Raw genomic sequence first — 1,905 nt, forward strand, 5'->3', positions numbered from 1 at the left:
TCCTGGAGCACTTCATCGAGGACTCCAACAGCCGCATCTTCACCGGCACCAAGGGCTCCATCGAGGGCCCGTACTACGTGCCGGACGCCCCGAACCTCGGTTCCAAGGCAAAGATGCCGATGCGTGAGGACGAGAAGGGCACCGCCCTGATCTTCAAGGGCCAGGTCCGCGACCTGGACGGCAACGGCATCGAGGGCGCGTCCGTCGAGCTCTGGCACGCCGACTCCGACGGCTACTACTCGCAGTTCGACGACGGCCTCGGCATTCCCGAGTGGAACCTGCGCGCCACCTTCTCCACGGATGCCGACGGCAACTACGAGATCGAGACCATCCAGCCGGCCCCCTACCAGATCCCGCACGACGGACCCACCGGCGAGTTCATCTCCAGCTACGACGGCCACCCGTGGCGCCCCGCCCACCTGCACCTGAAGGTCACCGCGCCGGGCAAGCGCCTCATCACCACCCAGCTGTACTTCAAGGGTGGCCAGTGGGTCGACGATGATGTCGCCGGCGCCGTCAAGCCCGAGCTGATCCTGCACCCGCGGCCCAACGCCGACGGCATCGACGAGGTGGAGTACGACTTCGTCCTGGACCCGGTCTCCGAGAAGCGGTACGTGGCCTGACCGGCGACGACCTCGTCTCTCATAGCCACCCGCCCCGGCCGCCACCAAGCGGCCGGGGCGTCGGCGGTCAACCGGCCGGTCCACCAACCCGAAGGGCTGAAAGATGTCTGATTTGACCATCCGCTCCGTGGAGACACGGATCCTCGACGTGCCGCTCATCAGGCCTCACAAGTTCGCGACGACCACCGCCACCGCACAGGCGATCCTGCTCGTCTCGGTGACCACCGACGCCGGGGTCGTGGGGTACGGCGAGGGCGTCACCCCGGGCGGCCCGTGGTGGGGCGGCGAGTCGGCCGAGACCATGCAGGTCCTGGTTGAGAAGTACCTCGCCCCGGTGGCGGTCGGCAGGCGGGTAGACGAGATCCCGGCGGTCCTGGAGGCGATGGAGGGCGTGGTGGCCCGGGGCCGTTTCGCCAAGGCCGCCCTCGAGATCGCCATGTTCGACGCCTGGGCCCGGTCGCTGGACGTGCCGGTGCGATCGCTGCTCGGTGGGGCGGTCCGCGACTCGATCGAGTGCACCTGGGCGCTGGGTGCCATGCCGCTCGAGGAGATGGTCGAGGAGATCGACGAGCTCATGGCCTCGGACCGGCACCGCACGTTCAAGCTGAAGATGGGCGCCCTGGACCCGGCCGAGGACGTGGCCCGCATCGCCGCGCTGGCCGAGCGTCTCGACGGCCGGGCCGGCCTGCGCGTGGACATCAACGCCCGCTGGGACCGGTTCACCGCGAACGTCCACATCCCGGCACTCGTGGAGGCCGGCATCGAGCTGATCGAGCAGCCGACCCCCACCGAGCAGATCGAGGTGCTGGCCGAGCTCAACCGCTCACTGCCCGTGCAGTTCATGGCAGACGAGTCTGTCCAGTCCCCGCACGACGCCCTCGAGGTGGCGCGCCGTGACGCCGCCGGCGTGATCGCGGTGAAGACCACCAAACTCGGTGGACTGACCCGTGGCAAGGAGGTCGTGGCGATCGCCCGCGCGGCCGGGATCGCGTGCCACGCCGCCACCTCGCTCGAGGGGCCGATCGGGACGGTCGCCTCGCTGCACCTCGCGTGCGCCGAGCCCGGCTTCAACTACGGCTCCGAGCTGTTCGGCCCGCTGCTGCTGGCCGAGACCTACGTGACCACCCCGATCCGCTATGAGGCCGGCCGGGTCCATCTGCCGTCCGGGCCGGGCCTGGGCGTCGAGATCGACCACGACGCCGTCGACAAGTTCACCCGCCACTGATAGCGGCACCACACGAGAAGGAGAGGCCGACGATGGCACTGTTCCACGTCCGCATGG

2 protein-coding genes are annotated in these 1,905 nt (G+C 69.4%); both read left to right on the forward strand.

Annotation, left to right across the window (positions count from 1 at the left end; all coding sequences use genetic code 11):
• A partial coding sequence (locus tag G6018_RS16585; protein WP_182640227.1) for a catechol 1,2-dioxygenase occupies positions 1-623 on the forward strand: 623 nt, incomplete at its 5' end.
• Positions 624-726: 103 nt separating this feature from the next.
• A complete protein-coding gene (locus G6018_RS16590; protein WP_182640228.1) occupies positions 727-1,848 on the forward strand; it encodes a muconate/chloromuconate family cycloisomerase in 1,122 nt (373 codons plus the stop codon).
• Positions 1,849-1,905: the final 57 nt, after the last annotated feature.

The organism is Dietzia sp. DQ11-44, assembly GCF_014145205.1.
GTDB lineage: Bacteria > Actinomycetota > Actinomycetes > Mycobacteriales > Mycobacteriaceae > Dietzia > Dietzia natronolimnaea.